The following is a 17,356-nucleotide window of genomic DNA, read 5'->3' as shown; positions in this document are numbered from 1 at the left end:
GCAGCGGGCCGGAGTGGTGTTTGCCGTCCGCCCGAGGTCACCGCGTCCCAGCATCCACCGGCCGGACACTCACGACGCCGATCCTGGAGGCCACGGCCCTTTCCAGGCCGCGGCACGTCAGGTATTCCGGATCTGACCGGCTCACACGCAGACCGACGTCGAGGTCGGTCTGGCCCGGTCGTCGGCCGCGGACGCGCACCGTCCACAAGCCGTCGTCGACCGCAACGTCCGCGATCGTGTAGTCGAACCGGCCGGCAGGACCGTTGCGGTTCAGTGCGGCGCGGATCGCCGCCTGCTCCATGGGCCCATGGTCCGTGTATCCGCGAAGATATTCGCCGACCACCCGGCCCGAGAGGTAACGGTCGACGACGCCCACCGCCGAGTCGGCGTCCATGTTTCCGTAGTAGACGCCGTCGGGAACGAGGAGAATATTCGCGGCAAAACGGTCTCCACCGACGTGTGTGCATTCCCAGACGTACTCGGGCCACCGTTGGTCCAGGGCAGCCGCCACCGGCCGCCCCCGGATGGCACAGCAGACGTCGTGTTGGCCGTGGGCACAGACCAGGACGAGCGGGTTCTGCGTGGCCATCGAAGATGCGGAAGCGTCCGTACACCGTTGCAAGGCGGAGACGATGCCGAGCAAGTCCGAGTCCTCGCTCCAGGTCCCCCAGAGTTGTACCAGGTTCCCGGGCCCGCCGAGGTGCATGACGGCCCAGTGTGCGCTTCCTTCCCGGGCCCGCTTTCCGTGTCGCCTGATCAGCAGGATCCTGGCGCGGAGGGCCCGGGCAGCATTGAACACCTCGGTTTTCACGTCCGAATCGAGGTCGAGCCCGTCGAAGCCGTTGACAGGCCAACCGCCGCGGTATTCGATGAGTACCCAGTATGTTCCGCGGGGTGCCGTGCCACCGATGGAGTCACCGCGTTGCCGGGCCGCATCGGCGCAGCGGGCGGGGAATGATGACGCCGACACGACAGATCAGTGGGCAACCGGCACGAGCACGCCCGCTCTGACGAGACGTTCGGCGAGGTCGACGCCGAGGTTCCCCGCAGTCGTGATCCGGGCCGCGACCAGGGCACGGACATGCTCGAGATCCTCGTCCGAGAACTCCAGCCAGCCCACGCGGGTCCACAGACGTGAGCCGTCGAATCTCGCATCGAGACTGTCGCGCAACTGGAGTGGCGTCTCTGCCGTCAGGTTCTGCAACAGTTCGTGCTGTGCCAAGGGCCCCAGTGGTCCGGGCCGGGCTTGGGAACGGTGGACTCGGGCCAGGTCAGGATAGGGATCAGCGTCCGGCACCGCGGAGAGGATTGCTTCCTTGACCATGTCCAGATCCGCCGAGTCCGGGGCGTCGATTCCGAGCGGCAGGCTGGCGCGCATCCGCGGATCGTCGCGCAGGTTCGCCAGAACCGAGGCGACCACCTGTTCGGCGACGGCGTATCGCGTCCTGTTGTGGATGCCGAGAGTCAGGTGGATCGATACCTCACCTTGGGCCGTGGCCGCGTGCAGCCACCCTCGAGGCAGGTAGAGCGCGTCTCCCGGTTCGAGGACGGCGTCGATGTAGGGTTCCCCAGCGGCCGCGGTGGCCACCGCATCCCGACGATCGGTCCATGGTTGGTCCCGCAGAGGGGAGTAGAGAATCGGTTCGTGGATGACCCATCGCTTCGTGCCTTCGATCTGGAGGACGAAGACGTCGTGGACGTCGTAGTGGTCGTCAAAACCTTGATTCTGAGGAGGCGTGATGTAGGCGTTCGCCTGGATCGGGTTCGCGAGTTCGGAACTGAGCAGGGCCGAGAAATCGCCGACCGGTCCCCACGTTCTCTGGAGTGCCTGGAGAACCAGGGTTGCGCCGTCGTCGAACTGGCGCCACAGGGCCGTGTCATCGAGCTGGTCCGCAATCGTGGCCCCCACACCGGCCGGCCCGGTGAATGAAGAGGTAGGGAGAGTCGACCCGTCCTTTGCCACGCGCAGAAACGGTGACCGCAAGCCACGACGAGAGATGAGCTCGTCCACGGCCCGGCCCGAGAAGAGGTCGGAGAAGTCGCTCGCGCCCTTGGAGAGCAGGGCTCGTTTGCCCCACACCTCGCGGGCGAAGGTGTCTTGGTCGCAGTTCGTGAGCAGAGAGTCCAACACCCCGGTCCCTGTTCGGGATCCGGGGCGTTGGGAGGTGCTATCGAAGGGATTCAAGAGCGGTCGGCTCCTCCATCGGCTCCGCCGTCGTGAACACCCGGGGTACCAGCAGCACCGCCGTCAGCAGGACCCTCGGCCCCACCATCAGCACCACCGTCATGAACACCCGGGGTACCAGCAGCACCGCCGTCAGCAGGACCCTCGGCCCCACCATCAGCACCACCGTCATGAACACCCGGGGTACCAGCAGCTCCGCCGTCAGCAGGTCCTTCGTCTTCGTTGAAATTGTTGTTCGACTCAGTCATGGTTCCTCCTGAACTCGTTGACAAGAGCGGGACTCACAGTGGGTGCCGGCAAGGCGCCAGCATCAGTGGAAACGAGTCGCTCACTTGTCAGGCTACTCGTGAACCTGCCCTGAGTGAACGGGGCAACATTTGTCTCTTGCCCCAAGGCACGAGCGCGGCCTAGAACCCGCCGCCGTCGTTGGCCATGTTGGCGAACCGGGAGTAGTGGCCCTGGAAAGCAACGGTGATCGTCTTGGTCGGACCGTTGCGGTGTTTGGCAACGATCACGTCGGCTTCACCGGCTCGAGGCGATTCCTTGTCGTAGATGTCCTCGCGGTGCAGGAGGATCACCATATCGGCGTCCTGCTCGATCGACCCGGATTCACGCAGGTCCGAGACCATCGGTTTCTTGTCGTTGCGCTGCTCCGACCCACGGTTCAGCTGGGACAGGGCGATCACGGGAACCTCGAGCTCCTTCGCAAGGAGTTTGAGGGACCGAGAGAATTCGGAGACCTCTTGCTGGCGGGATTCGACGCGCTTGCCCGACGACATGAGCTGCAAGTAGTCCAGAACCACCAATTGCAGGTTGTTCTTCTGTTTGAGTCGGCGGCACTTCGCTCGGATCTCCATCATGGACATGTTCGGTGAATCGTCGATGAACAGCGGCGACTTGTCCATGCGGCCCATGACTTCCGCGATCTTCGACCACTGGCTGTCTTCCAGCGAGCCCCGCCGCAGGTCGGAAAGGTTCAGGGAGGCTTCCGCGGAAAGCAGTCGCATGGCGATCTCATTGCGGGACATCTCGAGCGAGAAAATGACGCTGGCCATGTTGTGGTGGATCGACGCCGAACGGGCGATATCCAGTGCCAGGGTCGACTTGCCGACGGCCGGACGGGCGGCGACGACGATCATCTGGCCACCCATGAGACCGTGGGTCAGCTCGTCCAACTCGTAGAAGCCGGTCGGCACGCCCTGCATACCATCCGTCTTGTCCCCGTTCGCCTCGATCTCCTCGACCGTTTCGCCGATGATCTCCTTGAGGACCACGTAGTCCTCGGAGGTTCTCCGTTCCGCGACCTGATAGACCTCGGCCTGCGCTTGGTTGACGACGTCGTCGACTTCGCCGTCCGGGGTGTAGCCCAACTGGACGATCCGCGTGCCCGCCTCGACCAGCCGGCGGAGCACGGCGCGTTCGCGCACGATGTCGGCGTAGAAGCCTGCGTTGGCGGCGGTCGGGACAGAGGAGATCAGCGTGTGAAGATAGGCGGCGCCGCCGACTCGGCTCAATTCGCCGCGTTTGGTCAGTTCGTCGGCGACCGTAATGGCGTCAGCAGGTTCGCCCTTGCCATACAGGTCGATGATCGCGTCATAGATCGACTCGTGGGCGGGGCGATAGAAGTCGACCCCGCGCAGCACCTCGACGACGTCGGCGATGGCGTCCTTGGACAGCATCATGCCGCCGAGCACCGATTGCTCGGCGACATTGTCCTGGGGCGGCGTGCGCCCTACATCCTGCTCCTGGACCGCATCAGACATCGGTGGTGGTCTCCTCTTTCTGACCCTCGTGGTCACGCCCGGTGGGCATCACATCATAGTTCTTGTGGAAAACCTGTGTACAAATTTCTTGCAGTTGTGGAGTCATTGGGGACGGCGCTGTGGACAAGGCCCTGCCGCATACCGAAGACCCCGTCATTCCGCGCTCATGACGCCACACATCCTGTGGATAACAATCCCACGACCGTCCAACCATCACCCCTCACGTGAGGGTTGAACCTTTGGATTCTGCGGGTTGTCCTCAAGTTATCCACAAGGAGTCTACCGTTCGCTCATTCCATGTTCGAGGCGATCCGTCGCCCCAGCCTCCGAATGAGCGGCAGGGGTTCGGACAGACACCGGGCGACGTCGGGCTCCACATCGGTCAGCGCGTGGATCTCCTCGATGCCGACCCCGCGGACTTGGGCAGCGGACAAGTCCGTTGCCCCGCAGATCGCCATGGTTCGCACTCCCGCCTCGCGAGCCCGCTGGGCCACCCGCGCGGGCGCTTTGCCCTGGAGGGTCTGGGTATCGAAGCGTCCTTCGCCCGTGACCACGAGGTCGGCGCCGTCGACCGATCGGTCGAAACCGACCAGATCGAGCACCAGGTCGGCACCGGATTCCATCGTTCCGCCGAGCACCGCGAGCGAAGCAAAGCCCAGGCCACCTGCCGCGCCCGCACCCGGCGTTTCAGCGAAGGACCCAGCACGAAGGCCCAGTTCCTCTTCCACGAGCCCCGCGAATCGGGAGAGGGCGTCGTCGAGGTCAGGTACATCGGTTGCGGCCACGCCCTTCTGCGGCCCGTAGACCGCGGCGGCACCCTCGTCCCCGCACAAGGGATTCGTGACATCGGAAGCGATCACGATCTCGGCCTCCGCGATCCGGGGGTCGATCCCCGAAAGATCCACTGTCGACAATTCCTTCAGGCCCGCGCCTCCGGGGCCGACCTCGTCTCCGGAATCCGTCAACAATCGAGCACCGAGGCGGGTAATCATGCCCGCACCGCCATCCGTGGTTGCGCTGCCGCCGAGGCCGAGAATGATTCGTCGAGCCCCCTTGTCCAGGGCGTGGGCAATCAATTCACCGACGCCGCTCGAGCTCGCGTCCTTGCCGTCGGCGGTTTCGGTGCCGACCTCCGAGGCGGGAATCAGCCCGAGCCCGCAGGCTTCGGCGACTTCGAGGACCGCGGTGCCGCGTCCAGGATCGTAGGCGTAGACGGCCTCGGTGGGCCGCCCGAATGGACCAGTCACTCGGCATGTATGCCGTTCAAAGGATATGGACAAGGCGGCATCTGTCGTACCGTCGCCCCCGTCCGCCACCGGTACACACGTGATCTCGGCGTCGTCGAGCACGTCCGAGATACCCAGACGCAGGGCTTCCGCAACTTCGGAGGCCGTGGCCGAGCCTTTGAATTTGTCGCAGGCGATCACAATGTGTGCCATGAATTCTCCTTGGTCGGTCCGGTCAGGCGATGGCGCTCGTCGCGAGCATGATCAGGATGAGGGGATTCGTTGCCACGGAAATGATCAGGAGCAACAGGTTGAGGACCTTCCGGCGTCGGTACTTGAACAGACCGAACAGGGCCAGGAAGCTCGCGAACGCTCCGGCGATCGAGGAGACCACCAGACACACCAGGAAGAATGCAAGGATCGAAGAGTTGGTTCCCGTATTGCCTGCAACGAAGCCGAGAACAATCAGGAGAACAGCGGCGATCCAGAACCCGGTCGCGATGACCAGCATCTTGGTGCTCGGGAGCAACGCTCTGCGCCCGTTCTTGCCCCGGCGCTTGCGCGGCGTCTCGGTCCGGGCGTCGTTCGTCGCTTCGTCCCACATGGTCTCCCAGTCGGACTGTTTGTCAGTGTGCGCCATGTACTCATCTTTTCATGCGAATCTCGGGATCGGATGCGACCCCCTGTCCGGGAATACAGCAATGCCCGGCATGTCCCCGAAAGGATATGCCGGGCATCACCGGATGCGCGGTGGAACACGATTTACGCGCTCCCCGCAGAGCCCATCGAACTAGGACGCAACAACGTCCAGTTCGACGCTCGCAACAACGTCTTCGTGAAGACGGACGATCACGGTGTGGCGTCCGGTCTTCTTGATGTTGTTCTGGATGGTCACGGCCCGCTTGTCGACGGAACCGAGGCCGGCGGCCTCAATCGCTTCCGCGATCGAAGCAGGCTTGACGGTACCGAAGAGGCGACCCTCGGCGCCGGCCTTGACCGGGACGCTCACGACCGCAGCCGAGAGCTTCTCCGCCTGGACCTGTGCGTCCTCGAGGTTGTGCTGGGCACGTGCGGCGCGAGCCTGACGAATCGACTCGACCTGACGCTCGCCGCCCTTGGTCCACACCACGGCGAAGCCGCGGGGCAGCAGGTAGTTGCGTGCGTAGCCGTTCTTGACGTCGACGACGTCGCCAGCGGCACCGAGGCCGTTGACTTCCTGAGTAAGGATGATCTTTGCCATGTTCTTCTACTCTCCTTCTCTTTAGCGACCGGCGCCGGAGTAGGGCAGCAGAGCAACTTCGCGGGCGTTCTTGATCGCCTGCGCGATTTTGCGCTGTTCCTGCACGGTCACGCCGGTGACGCGACGGGCACGGATCTTGCCGCGATCGGAGATGAACTTGCGCAGGAGAGCGACGTCTTTGTAATCGATCTCAGTGACTTCAGCAGCCTTGAGCGGGTTCTGCTTTGGTTTGGGCTTACGAATTTCAGCCTTAGCCATCGTGGTGCTCCTTCATTGTTGTGGAGCCCGCAGGTTGTGTACCGCGGGATGGGTTATTGATTGGTTCGGAGGGTTGGCCCCGGATTAGAACGGCGGTTCGTCGTCCTGACCGGCGCTCCAGTCGTAGTTTCCGCCGGAGCTCTGGCCCCAGGGGTCCGCCGCGGGAGCCTGCTGGCCGCCCCGCGAATTGCCCTGGTTGAATCCGTTGCCGCCGTACCCGTTGGAACCTCCGGAGTTGCCTCCGAAGCCTCCCTGGTTGCCACCGGCGCCGTTGCCCTGGTTGAAGTTTCCACCGGGCCCGCCCTGGTTGCCTCCGAAGTTTCCTCCTCCGGAGCGCTGGTTGCGGTTGACCGACGCTGTGGCGAAGCGGAGCGAGGGGCCGATTTCATCGACGTCCAGCTCCATGGAGGTACGGCGTTCGCCCTCCTTGGTTTCATACGACCGAGCTTTGAGACGACCCTGCGCGATCACGCGCTGTCCCTTGGTCAGGGACTCCGCCACGTTTTCCGCGGCCTCGCGCCAGATCGAGCAACGAAGGAACAGGGCTTCCTGGTCCTTCCATTCGCCGGTCTGACGATCGAAAGTGCGCGGGGTCGAGGCGATCGTGAAGTTCGCGACTGCGGCGCCCGAAGGGGTGAACCGCAGTTCAGGGTCGGCGGTGAGGTTTCCGACAACCGTGATGATGGTTTCTCCAGCCATCATGACCTCCTGAGTCGTATTGAAGAGTGTCTCCAGTCAAGCACCGGTCGCGGTCCCTTGAGACCCCATCCGGTGAATGTGTGGAAACTTTAGGAGATCTTCTGCTCTTCCGGGCGGATGATCTTGGTGCGCATGATGGACTCGTTCAGGCTCAGAACGCGGTCCAGTTCCTTGGCAACTTCGGGATCCGACGTGAAGTTGACGACGGCGTAGATGCCCTCGGACTTCTTCTGGATCTCGTAGGCCAGGCGGCGGCGACCCCAGATGTCGATGTTCTCGATGGTGCCGTTGCCATTGCGGACAACGTCGAGGAACTTGTTGAGGGTCGGCTCAACGGCACGGTCGTCAACCTCGGGGTCGATGATGGCCATGAGTTCGTATTCACGCATGTTTGAACCCACCTCCTTTGGTCTTTGGCGGCTACGGTCTTTCCGCAGCAGGAGGTTCGCTTGCGCGTTGCCTGCGAGCTCGGGGGTTGGCCGAGTCGGCACAGACTTCACAGAGTTTACAGCACACAACGCCGCCTGACACCCACGGTGGGACGGAGTTCACGACGTCGTCGTCGACAGCGGCTCCGATGGGCGCTTTTGCCGGGGCTTTCGGGGCATTCCAGGGACGGCCTCCGCGGTCGAGGTGGCAACCACGTGCGGATTCCGGCGCGAGACGGCACTTTTGTGCGGTTTTGGACCCAAATATCGCACGAATCTGCCACCTCGCCAGGAAAACCGCACGGGATTGCCACCTCGCGACGAAAACCGCGTCAGAAGCGACGACGATTGTTGGCGCGGGAGATCTCGGCCGCATTGATCAGGCCGACTCTGAACGGCATCGTGAACAGGTCGATGAACATCAGCAGACCCAGGAGAGCGAAGAAGAAGTAACCGACGAAGATCGGGGCCAGCAGCCATCCGAGACCGTGCAGGATCAGGTAGAAGATGCCCATGAAGGGCGCCCGCAGGTAGAACTTGTGGATCCCGAAGATCCCAAGAAAGAACCACAGGATGTAGGAGAGCAGAATGCTCTTCCGGACCACGTAGACGGGCCCCGGATTGGGACCGGGCCCGGATCCATGATTGAAGTACTGGGGTGTGTGGTGTTCGGGGGTGGGGTGGCTCAAGGTTTCTCCTCCATGAATGGGTAATGGGCACGACGCCGGGTCGGTTCGGCCTCCCCCGCCGGTCGCAGGACCAGGTCGGGTCACAACCGCGTCCTTCTGCCCATGGATACAACGATGGCGACGGGTTTGTTCCCGTCGCCATCGTCACAGGGGTTCCGGAGCGATCCGGGTCCGGTCCTGCTTCTACTTCGGGTCGCGCTGCGTGAAGGAGAAGTACCCCAGGATCAGGGGAACCAGTGACCACACCGCGTACCAGACGCCGGACTCCACGTACTTGGGGTCCTTCATCGGTTCGACCGGGTTGGTCAGGTTCGCCGCCAGGGCCGAGGGAATGTAGTTCTGGAAGTCCCTGACCCATTCCCACTGGAACGGCATGAGCAGCAACGGCAGGATGAAGAGCAGGACCACCAGGATCACGATCGCTCCGGCGTTGTTCCGGATGATCGCTCCGAGGCCGACGCCCATCCACGCCGTGAGCACGAAGACGACGATGAGACCAAGAATGTTCATCAGCGTCTGCTCTTCGAAGAGTTTGAACGTGATGTCCATGTCCGAGGTGGAAAGGACCCACTGCGTCACGGCCCAGGCCAGAACTCCCGAAACGATCGCGACGATCGCCGCGACGACCGTGATCTGCACGGTCTTGGCAACGTAGACCATGCCGCGCCGGGGCGATGCCGTCAGCGTGGAGATGACCGATTTGGTACCGAATTCCGAGGCGATGAACACCACGGCCATCGCGCCCAGGATGATGTATCCGAACACGTAACCGGAGTCCACAGCCTGTCGGGCGAACTCACTCGGGTCACCGAGCTGCAGGTAGTACTCGGGGATCTTCTTTCCCCCGGTCATGGCCTCGTGCATCTGATCCGCGTAGTCCTTGGCCTGGAACGCGCTCAGCGCCGCGAAACCGATCATGATGACCGCAGTCACGATCATCAGGACCCAGCTGGAGACCAGGGTGCGGAACTTGAGGGACTCGGACCTCAACGCTCCGAAGAACGAGAGTTTGTACTTGGACGACGCCGAGCGCGCGGTGTCCGCGCCTCGGGGAGAATTCGTATCTGCGACAGTACTCATTGCTTACTTCTCCTCCTGGTTCCAGGGAGCCTGTTCGGTGGAGTGCGAAGGCTGGTAATTCTCGCCCTGGCCGGTCGGGGTGGCCTCCGGCTGGGCCGCGGTGTGCGCGCCGCCGCCCGAATGCCCACCAGTGGATTCGGCACCCGCCGTCGAATTCGCGGCACCCGAGCCCAAACCGGCGTTCGGGTCCGAGGAACGGTACTCGACCGAGTCGCTGGTCATGGACATGTAGACCTGCTCCAGGGATGCCTGCTGAGGAGTGATTTCCCACAGCAGGACGCCTTGCGACTGGGCACGCTGGGCGACGTCGCGGCCATCGGCGCTCACGACGAGGGCACCGTCGTCCTGCTTGTTGACCCCCACCTGGTCCCTGCGAAGAGCCTCCGCGAAACCATCCGGGTCGTCCGTGCGCACCAGGACCTGGTCATCACCGGTCTGATTGAGGAAGTCCTGAAGCGGCTGGTCGGCGAGGACCTTGCCCTGACCGATCACGATGAGGTGGTCCGCGGTCTGGGACATCTCCGACATGAGGTGGGAGGAGAGGAACACGGTCTTGCCCTGTGAGGCAAGGTAGCGGGCCATCTGGCGAACCCAGATGACGCCTTCGGGGTCGAGCCCGTTGACCGGTTCGTCGAGGATCACGGTGCTGGGGTCACCGAGAATGGCAGTAGCAATGCCCAGGCGCTGGCCCATACCGAGCGAGTACCCGCTGACCTTTTTCTTGGCCGCGCTGCTCAGTCCGGTGATGTCGATGACCTCGTCCACCCGGGAATTGGGGATCCCGTGAGTTCTGGCGAGGGCCCGTAGGTGGTTGATTCCGCTACGGCGGGGGTGCACGGCACGCGCTTCCAACAGGGCGCCGACCGAGGTGAGCGGCGATGACAGCTGACTGTATTTCTTGCCGTCCACCAGCGCCTGTCCCGCGGTGGGCCGCTCAAGGCCCAGGATCATGCGCATCGTGGTGGACTTGCCGGCACCGTTCGGGCCGAGGAATCCGGTGACCTTGCCCGGTTGAACGGTGAAGGAAATGTCGTCAACGGCGCGCTTGGACCCATAGTGTTTCGAGAGACCTGAGACCTCGATCATGGGGCTCCTTTCCGGACCCGGAACACCCGGGTCCAACGTCGTCTGTGCCCCACCCTATAAGCAAAAACCTCCTCGCCCCCTGAGAATCCGGGGAACGAGGAGGATTTCATACCAGGGTATGAATGACAGTAGAGCTGTCTCTACCTCAGCCTCGGAGTCTCCGCGTGAAGCCCACCCCGGGCTGGATCGCCGACGGTGCCTTCGCAGTCCGCATCATGAGTCGTCGGAGGAGGCCCACCATTCTTTCAGGCGTCGTTCGGCCTCTTCCTCGCCGAGGGAACCTTCGTCCAACCGGACATTGAGCAAATAGTTATATGCCTTGCCAACCATAGGTCCCGGATCGATCCCCAGAATCGCCATGATCTGCTGGCCGTCGAGGTCCGGGCGCATCGAATCGAGTTCTTCCTGCTCGGCCAGTTCCCCGATGCGGCGCTCCAGGTCGTCGTAGGCGTGGGCCAGGCGCTGGGCCTTCTTCTTGTTCCGCGTCGTCACATCGGACCGGGTCAGACGGTGAAGCCTCTCGAGCTGCTCCCCCGCGTCCCTCACGTAGCGGCGAACCGCGGAGTCGGTCCACCCTGCCTCCCCATATCCGTAGAAACGCATATGCAGCTCGACCAGGCGCGCCACGTTCTTGATCGTCTCGTTGTCGAACCGGAGGGCGCGCATGCGTTTCTTGACCAGTTTCGCTCCCACGACGTCGTGGTGACGAAAACTCACCGCCCCGGTACCGTCCAGTTTCCGTGTGGCGGGCTTCCCGACGTCGTGCATGAGGGCCGCGAATCGCAAGGTGAACTCGGGGGCGGGAACGGGGCCGTCGCCGTCGGTCTCCAGGTCCTTCGCCTGCATCAACACGGTCAGTGAGTGCTCGTAGACGTCCTTGTGGTGGTGCTGAGCGTCGGTCTCCAGCTTGAGGGCAGGGATCTCCGGCAGCACATAGTCGGCGAGCCCCGTGCTGACCAGGAGTTCGACGCCGCGACGCGGGTTGTCACCGTTGATCAGCTTGATCAGTTCGTCCCGGACCCGTTCTGCGGAGATGATACGGATGCGCTCGGCCATGTCCGTCATGGCCGCAACCAGGTCCGTGGACGGGTCGACATCGAGCCGGGAGACGAACCGCGCGGCCCGCATCATCCGCAAGGGATCATCGGAGAAGGAGTCCTCAGGCTTGCCCGGTGTGCGAAGAATGCCTGCCGAGAGGTCTTTGATGCCGCCATAGGGGTCAACCAGGTCCAGGCTCGGAAGCCTCAGCGCCATCGCGTTGATCGTGAAGTCGCGCCGGAAGAGGTCGTCCTCGAGCTTCCTGGCGAACGCAACCATGGGTTTCCTGGAGTCCGGGTCGTATGCTTCGGCGCGATAGGTGGTCACCTCGATCATCGCGTCACCCTTGCGCAGGCCGATGGTCCCGAAGTCGCGGCCTATTTCCCAGTGGGCATCGGCCCAGTCGCGGGCGACGTCGAGCGTCTCGTCGGGCGTTGCATTGGTGGTGAAATCGAGGTCCAGCGCCGCCGACCCGAGGAAGAGATCGCGCACGGGGCCACCCACGAGCGACAGCTCGAATCCTCTGGCTTCGAAGAGCTTTCCGAGGTCCAGGGCGGCAGGGTGAATGGATGAGCTGTCAAAGAGGTTAACCATAGTCCTTAAATCGTGCCAGAAAACCCCGCCATGGGGCGCTTCGAAGCGCAGAAGGACCCATTGAACAAAGGTCACACACGCGGTCTCCCAGCACGTGTCAAGGTGTGACTCTGTAAGGTGGACGTATGACTTTTCCAGTACCCCGGGCGCCGAAGAAGCGGGCATTCACCCCGCCTTCCCCCTTGCCCACGGTGGAAGAAGTCTCTGCCGGGGGTATCGTCGTCGATCTGGAGACCCCGGGACATCCTGTCGCGATCATCGCCCGCATCAACCGAGGGGGGCGCCTGGAGTGGTGCCTGCCGAAGGGACACCCGGAGGGCGAAGAGAGCAACGAGGAAGCAGCATGTCGGGAAATCGAGGAGGAGACCGGCATCGCGGGTCGTATCCTGGCCCCGCTGGGCTCGATTGACTACTGGTTCACCGTTTCCGGCCACAGGGTCCACAAAACGGTGCACCACTTCCTGCTGAAGGCCACGGGCGGCTACCTGACCACCGAGAAGGACCCCGACCACGAGGCGATCGACGTGGCATGGTCCGACATCGACGATTTGGGGCGTAAACTCTCGTTTCCGAACGAACGTAGGATTGCGGACATCGCTCGGGAATACATCATCCACCAGATCTAGAACCGCAGGGCTGGCTTTCCGGGCGGGTGCCGATCCGAAGAATTCATCGATAGGGCTTAGCAAATATGGCACGAACTGGTGCTCGTTCCAGCGCCATCATGGCCGCGGGAACCATGGTTTCCCGCCTCTTGGGCTTCGTCAAGACCATGCTCCTGGCCATTGCCATCGGAGCCTCGACGACGGCCGGCAACGTCTTCGCACTCGCCAACACCTTGCCGAACCTGATTTACGTGCTGGTCGCTGCCGGCGTATTCAATGCCGTCCTGGTCCCCCAGATCATCAAGGCGTCCAAGAAGCCGGACGGCGGTGCGGATTACATCTCCCGCCTTCTGTCTCTGGCGATCATCGGTTTGTTCGTCATCACCGCGATCGTGGTCCTGTGTGCGCGCCCGATCATCACCATCATGGCCAATGGTTGGTCGCCCGAGAAGATTGATTTCGGCACGACCTTCGCCCTCTGGTGCTTCCCGCAGATCTTCTTCTACGGCCTCTACACCGTGGTCGGGCAGATCCTCAATGCGCGAGGCGCGTTCGGCGCCTACATGTGGGCTCCCGTGTTGAACAATCTGGTGGCGATCGTCTCGCTCCTGGTGTTCATTTTCATGTTCGGCTCGTGGGGCACCGCGCACCACGACCCGTCCAACTGGAACGCGAACAAGACGTTCTGGCTCGCCGGCATGGCGACCCTCGGCGTCGCGGCCCAGGCGCTGATCCTGTTTATTCCCCTCAAGGCATTGAAGCTCGGTCTCGGCATCAAGCTGGGATGGCGGGGTATCGGTCTCGGCACGGCGGCGCGCATCGGAAGCTGGACCCTGGCGACCGGCGTCGTCGCCAATCTGTCCTTCCTGTTCCTGGCCCGTATTGCCACCAAGCCCGAGGGAGCCCAACAGGACTTCTCCCATCCGATTGCCGGCAACAACGTTCTCGACCAGTCGACCATGCTGTACCAGTTGCCGCACGGCGTCATCGGACTGTCTATCGCCACGGTTCTCTTCAACCAGATGTCTCGCTTCGCTGACGAGAACGACGACGCCTCCCTGGTGCAAACCCTCTCCCGCGGTCTGCGCGTGGCTTCGGTCGCGACCATTTTCTGCGCGGTCGCCCTCGTGGTCTACGCCGGGCCGGTCGGCATGCTGTTCGGTGGTGGAGATCCGGCCCAGGGTGCGGTCATCGGACAGGTCATTTCGATCATTGCCCTCGGTGGGCCGTTCCTGACGATCGCCTTCATGATGGGGCGTGCGTTCTATGCCCACGAGGATGCCAAGACGCCCATGATCAACCAGGCGATCTCCGCGGTGATCGTGATTGTCCTGGGTTTCGCGGTCGGCAAGCTCCCGCCGCAGTACATCGTGTTCTGCCTTGCTGGGCTCTACGCGTTGCAGAATATTCTGGCCACGCTCCTCTTCCACCGGGGGCTGCGTCGCTGGCTCGGGGACTACGACCTCGGAAGCATCGTCAAGACTCACCTGCGGGTCACGATTTCCGCGATCGTTGCCGGCGTCGTCGGCTTCGTGGTCCTGCACCTGATGGGTGGCGCCGCGTTCGACGGCTTCGCCTGGCGCAACCAGATCACGGCCCTCGTAACGATTCTGATCGGCGGCTTGGTCATGGGAGCCGTCTACTTCTGTGCCCTCCGGGTCTTCCGAGTCCGCGAGCTGGACAGCATGCTCAAACCGTTGATGTCGCGTCTCGGCAGGTAATTCGGACCACTCGGACCGTGACGCCGGTATCATCTAACTGTTACTACGACCCAACTCAGCGCGGGGGTATTCTTGACGCAGGCGATTCAGCTCGGCACCGTACTCGGTGGCCGGTACAAAGTGACCGCTCAGATCGTTACCACCGCGGCGCAGGACCAAGTGCTCGACGGCAAGGACCAGGTCCTGGAGCGCAAGGTTTCAATTCTCGTTGCCAGCGCTGAGCACAGTGATCTTCTGATCGAGAATGCCCGTGACATCGCGACCGGTTCGCGCTCCGGGACTCTCCAGGTCTTGGACCTCGGGCAATCCGACGAAGTGACCTACCTGATCACATCCCACGCTCCCGCCAACGATCTCCTGGATCTGCTCCTGACAGAGAGCCGGGAAGAAGAGGGCTCGGAGAACGAGGAGCTCGGCGGCGAGATCTTCGGCGCGGACAGCGCACCGGCAGCGACGTCGTCCGACTACGAGCAGGTCGGCACGGTGACATCCCCCCAGGAAGAGGTCGCGCAGGACCACGCGGAAGAGACCTCCCCGGTCACCGAGTGGACGGATGCTGATTACGAGGCCTTCGGGGAGGAGCCCCCCGCGCGGCGTTCGTCCCAGTCCTCCCAGGGCGGTGGCACCCTCTTCGACCGTGCCGCGACCGACGTCGCCGGGGGATCCAGCGCGGCCGCTGCGGCGTCACTGCGCGACGAGGACAGCTCCTACGACGGCGACAATCGCTACCAGTACCAGGACAACGACTTCGCGCCGGCCGGGGACTACGGGAACTATGGGGACTACGACGAACCCGAGGAACCGTACTACGATGACGACGACGAATACTACGACGATCGTCCGCGTCGCCGAACTCCGGCGGGCGTGTGGATCACCGCCGCGGTCGTCGTCATTCTGTTGGTCCTGTTGGTGATCTTCGGGTTCAACAAATTGGGCTCCCTGGTTTCGGGCTCCAGCTCTTCACCCAGCGGGACCGTGAGTTCGGCCGAGAGTGGTTCCGAATCCCCGTCCGAGTCACAGACTTCGACCTCGGGGTCCTCCGCCAAGCCCGAAGTCGCGAACGTGTCCCGGGTGATCCCTGACAATCCGGACTTCATGTCCGACCAGGACTCGACCCTGAGCAAAGCTTTTGACGGCAATCCGTCCTCCTACTGGACCAGCTATGGGTTCTCCAATCCGAGCTTCGGTCAGCTGATTCAGGGGCTGGGGATCGCGGCCGAGTTGAAGGAACCGACGAAGGTCAAGCAGGTCACGGTCAACACCCCCAAGAGCAATGGCGGCCAGTTCACCGTCTACACGAGTGACTCCCCCAGCATCGACGGCGCGACCAAGGCCGGCGAAGGTTCCTTCTCCAACGGCCCGACCACCGTGGATCTGTCCGGCGACGCCGCGTCGAAAGACGCCAAGTACGTGATCGTCTACGTGACCCAGCTCCCGCAGGTCAGCCAGCCCATCGGCGGCTACAACTACGGTCTCCACGTCGGAGAGATCAGCGCGAAGTAGCCTCTGGGCACCGCCTTCTGATCTCCTGTGGAGCCGACCACGGGTCTCCGCGGGGTCGGCTCTTTCGATGCGGAATATTTACGGACCTCCTCAGGTTTCAACCATCAGATCATCGTAGGGGCCCGACGCCGGAGTGCGCGGGCCTTCTCGCACAGGCCAGCGCATGGCCCGCACGGAAGGAAATAAGTGACCGACAGCGTGTTCTCCCAGGGATCGGGTTCCCTGATCGACGTGAAGACCCAGAACGTAGCGGAGACCGAACCACGAGAAGACGGTTCGGACCGTGTTCACGACATCGCAATCATCGGGTCGGGCCCGGCCGGCTACACCGCGGCCGTCTACGCTGCACGGGCCAATCTGCAGCCGGTGGTGTTCGCCAGCTCCGTCGCGGCAGGTGGTGACCTCATGACCACCACAGAGGTGGAGAACTACCCGGGCTTCATTGAAGGCATTCAGGGACCCGAGTTGATGGCCAATATGCAGCAGCAGGCGGAACGTTTCGGCGCCGACATCCAGTACGAGGACGTCGATTCGGTCGAGCTGGAAGGCGAGGTCAAGAAGATCACCCTCCAGGACGGCACGGTTCACTGGGCGAAGGCCGTCATCATCTCCACGGGCTCGGAATACCGGAAGTTGGGTCTGGACGACGAAACCCGCCTGTCCGGCCACGGAGTCAGCTGGTGCGCAACCTGTGACGGTTTCTTTTTCAAGGACAAGCCGATCGCCGTCGTCGGCGGCGGCGATTCCGCTCTCGAAGAGGCCCTGTTCCTGACCAACTTCGCATCGAACGTGACGATCATTCATCGACGCGATTCGCTCAGGGCATCTGAAATCATGCAGGAGCGGGCACTCAACAACCCGAAGATCACCTTCATTTGGGACTCCGCAGTGGTCGGTATCGAAGGTGAGGCCAAGACCGAGGCCCTCCAGGTGGAAAACCTCAAGTCGGGACTGACTCAGCGCCTCGAGGTCGACGGTCTGTTCGTGGCGATCGGTTCGGATCCCCGTACCGACCTCGTGAAGGACCAATTGGAGCTGACTCCTGAGGGAACCATTGCAGTGAACGGCAGGTCCTCCAAAACGAATGTTCCTGGCGTTTTCGCTGCCGGCGACGTCATTGATCCCACCTACAGGCAGGCCATTACGGCCGCGGGCTCGGGTTGTGTGGCCGCGATCGACGCCCAGCACTACCTCGAATCCCTCTGACCGACGTCGTTACGACGAGGTCGACTACCAACCAC

18 protein-coding genes are annotated in these 17,356 nt (G+C 63.0%); 4 read left to right on the top strand and 14 right to left on the bottom strand.

Annotated elements, in window-relative coordinates; genetic code table 11:
- Positions 1-37 precede the first annotated feature (37 nt).
- From ACTSLZ_RS02140 to ACTSLZ_RS02075, 14 genes are all read right to left on the bottom strand, one after another.
- Positions 38-970 (bottom strand): sucrase ferredoxin, encoded by a 933-nt coding sequence (locus ACTSLZ_RS02140; RefSeq protein WP_443095550.1) that lies wholly within the window; start codon positions 968-970, stop codon positions 38-40.
- A gap of 6 nt (positions 971-976) precedes the next feature.
- Positions 977-2,185, bottom strand: a complete 1,209-nt coding sequence (locus ACTSLZ_RS02135) for a cupin domain-containing protein (RefSeq protein ID WP_443095549.1) — start codon at positions 2,183-2,185, stop codon at positions 977-979.
- Positions 2,169-2,363: a hypothetical protein gene (locus ACTSLZ_RS02130; RefSeq protein ID WP_443095548.1), complete on the bottom strand. Its 195-nt coding sequence runs from the start codon at positions 2,361-2,363 to the stop codon at positions 2,169-2,171. Before ACTSLZ_RS02130 ends, ACTSLZ_RS02135 begins: the two co-directional genes overlap by 17 nt.
- A gap of 229 nt (positions 2,364-2,592) precedes the next feature.
- Positions 2,593-3,948, bottom strand: a complete 1,356-nt coding sequence (gene dnaB / locus ACTSLZ_RS02125) for a replicative DNA helicase (protein ID WP_129315960.1) — start codon at positions 3,946-3,948, stop codon at positions 2,593-2,595.
- A gap of 290 nt (positions 3,949-4,238) precedes the next feature.
- On the bottom strand, positions 4,239-5,387 hold the full coding sequence (locus tag ACTSLZ_RS02120) for a glycerate kinase (RefSeq protein WP_443095547.1): 1,149 nt from the start codon (positions 5,385-5,387) through the stop codon (positions 4,239-4,241).
- A 22-nt stretch (positions 5,388-5,409) separates the two neighbouring features.
- The gene (locus ACTSLZ_RS02115; RefSeq protein ID WP_443095546.1) at positions 5,410-5,814 is read right to left on the bottom strand and encodes a hypothetical protein; all 405 of its coding nucleotides are present in this window, start codon (positions 5,812-5,814) and stop codon (positions 5,410-5,412) included.
- Positions 5,815-5,964: 150 nt separating this feature from the next.
- Positions 5,965-6,414, bottom strand: coding sequence for a 50S ribosomal protein L9 (gene rplI / locus ACTSLZ_RS02110; RefSeq protein WP_443095545.1), 450 nt, complete (start codon positions 6,412-6,414; stop codon positions 5,965-5,967).
- Between the two features lie 21 nt (positions 6,415-6,435).
- Positions 6,436-6,672: a 30S ribosomal protein S18 gene (gene rpsR, locus ACTSLZ_RS02105; RefSeq protein WP_048680746.1), complete on the bottom strand. Its 237-nt coding sequence runs from the start codon at positions 6,670-6,672 to the stop codon at positions 6,436-6,438.
- 84 nt (positions 6,673-6,756) lie between these two features.
- The gene (locus ACTSLZ_RS02100; protein ID WP_129316006.1) at positions 6,757-7,371 is read right to left on the bottom strand and encodes a single-stranded DNA-binding protein; all 615 of its coding nucleotides are present in this window, start codon (positions 7,369-7,371) and stop codon (positions 6,757-6,759) included.
- Between the two features lie 89 nt (positions 7,372-7,460).
- On the bottom strand, positions 7,461-7,760 hold the full coding sequence (rpsF, locus tag ACTSLZ_RS02095; protein WP_129315964.1) for a 30S ribosomal protein S6: 300 nt from the start codon (positions 7,758-7,760) through the stop codon (positions 7,461-7,463).
- Between the two features lie 371 nt (positions 7,761-8,131).
- The gene (locus ACTSLZ_RS02090) at positions 8,132-8,488 is read right to left on the bottom strand and encodes a TM2 domain-containing protein (protein ID WP_156265523.1); all 357 of its coding nucleotides are present in this window, start codon (positions 8,486-8,488) and stop codon (positions 8,132-8,134) included.
- A gap of 183 nt (positions 8,489-8,671) precedes the next feature.
- Positions 8,672-9,568, bottom strand: a complete 897-nt coding sequence (locus ACTSLZ_RS02085) for an ABC transporter permease subunit (protein ID WP_129315966.1) — start codon at positions 9,566-9,568, stop codon at positions 8,672-8,674.
- Between the two features lie 3 nt (positions 9,569-9,571).
- Complete coding sequence (locus ACTSLZ_RS02080; protein ID WP_129315967.1) at positions 9,572-10,654, bottom strand: ABC transporter ATP-binding protein; 1,083 nt, start codon at positions 10,652-10,654, stop codon at positions 9,572-9,574.
- Positions 10,655-10,867: 213 nt separating this feature from the next.
- Positions 10,868-12,286, bottom strand: coding sequence for a CCA tRNA nucleotidyltransferase (locus ACTSLZ_RS02075; protein WP_443095544.1), 1,419 nt, complete (start codon positions 12,284-12,286; stop codon positions 10,868-10,870).
- Between the two features lie 125 nt (positions 12,287-12,411).
- Between ACTSLZ_RS02075 and ACTSLZ_RS02070 the strand changes: the two genes are divergently transcribed.
- The 4 genes from ACTSLZ_RS02070 (at position 12,412) to trxB (ending at position 17,321) form a co-directional block, all read left to right on the top strand.
- On the top strand, positions 12,412-12,912 hold the full coding sequence (locus ACTSLZ_RS02070) for an NUDIX hydrolase (protein WP_129315970.1): 501 nt from the start codon (positions 12,412-12,414) through the stop codon (positions 12,910-12,912).
- A gap of 65 nt (positions 12,913-12,977) precedes the next feature.
- Positions 12,978-14,612 carry a murein biosynthesis integral membrane protein MurJ gene (gene murJ, locus ACTSLZ_RS02065; protein WP_443095543.1) on the top strand — a complete coding sequence of 545 codons (1,635 nt, stop codon included), beginning with the start codon at positions 12,978-12,980 and terminating at the stop codon, positions 14,610-14,612.
- Between the two features lie 72 nt (positions 14,613-14,684).
- Positions 14,685-16,115: a discoidin domain-containing protein gene (locus ACTSLZ_RS02060; protein WP_443095542.1), complete on the top strand. Its 1,431-nt coding sequence runs from the start codon at positions 14,685-14,687 to the stop codon at positions 16,113-16,115.
- A gap of 225 nt (positions 16,116-16,340) precedes the next feature.
- Positions 16,341-17,321, top strand: a complete 981-nt coding sequence (gene trxB / locus ACTSLZ_RS02055; RefSeq protein WP_238692425.1) for a thioredoxin-disulfide reductase — start codon at positions 16,341-16,343, stop codon at positions 17,319-17,321.
- Positions 17,322-17,356: the final 35 nt, after the last annotated feature.

This window comes from Rothia koreensis (assembly GCF_052232265.1).
Taxonomy (GTDB): domain Bacteria; phylum Actinomycetota; class Actinomycetes; order Actinomycetales; family Micrococcaceae; genus Rothia; species Rothia koreensis.
Note: the sequence above shows the minus strand (reverse complement) of the source record. Positions and strands in the feature narration are given on the sequence as shown.